This is a genomic window from Vibrio sp. 704, from assembly GCF_033339295.1.
In genome coordinates this window covers 1-820 of sequence record NZ_JAWOUH010000278.1, presented here as the reverse complement: position 1 = coordinate 820, position 820 = coordinate 1, and the positions used below count along the sequence as shown (strand labels likewise).

The window sequence follows — 820 nt, the reverse complement described above, 5'->3', positions numbered from 1 at the left end:
TGTTTAGGCCTCTTTTACGGAGTGTTTTACCTAAACGGTAAGTATCTAGGCACTTGTCTGGTGTTACAAAGCTGGCTTCTTGGGCATAACTATTAAAATCATAGTTGCCATGTGGGTCTTTACGATCAGCATCTTTACGCCAGTAACTGGCAGCGAGGACTTTGTTCAGGGCTAAGTAGGCGAGATGACCTGCACTGTGTCCACGACTCAATGCTTGTTGGTACTCTTTATCCACTTTCAGCGTCACTCGTGTATCTTGAGATAGAGTGTCAACAAGCGCTAATAAATGTACGACAACAAATAACCAGCCTTCTGTATCGCGCTTTACAGGGATTGCCGCTCCAACAAATAGCTCTCCGGTTGCCACTTCAATGGCACCAACTTGACAATCAATCAATTCAAATTGTTGATCATTAAATACTAAGATGCCTTTATCTGCGGGATGATCAGGCCAGATATGGCTAACGGGATGAAACGGAGTCACGTCGGTGACTACGTAGGTCACTTCATTGTGGTTTTGAACGAGTTGAATCTGAGCGTCCAACTGCCAAGTTTGATGGCAGAAACGGGTTTGTGTCGCGGTAATCGTCATGCTTTGCTTATCTTTGTGAATGTAAGAAGTTAAGGTTTTGTGCTGAGCATTTGAAGATACAGGAATCTGCACGTCATCACTAATATCACTAGAGGAAAACCGCGCAGAAGAATATTGTGATAATGATGAAAGTAAGGTTTAGAAAAGGACACATCTCACATCACTTTTAGAGATTGCAAAAAACAGATAAAAAAATACCCAAGTAAAAACTTGGGTATCTTCAAATAC

General features: G+C 42.0%; 1 protein-coding gene. It reads right to left on the bottom strand.

The genetic code is table 11. From position 1 onward, the window contains the following. Window positions 1–592, bottom strand: a 592-nt coding sequence (locus tag R7R24_RS25915; RefSeq protein ID WP_318119993.1) for an alanyl-tRNA editing protein, incomplete at its 3' end; no start/stop codon positions are given. Window positions 593–820: the final 228 nt, after the last annotated feature.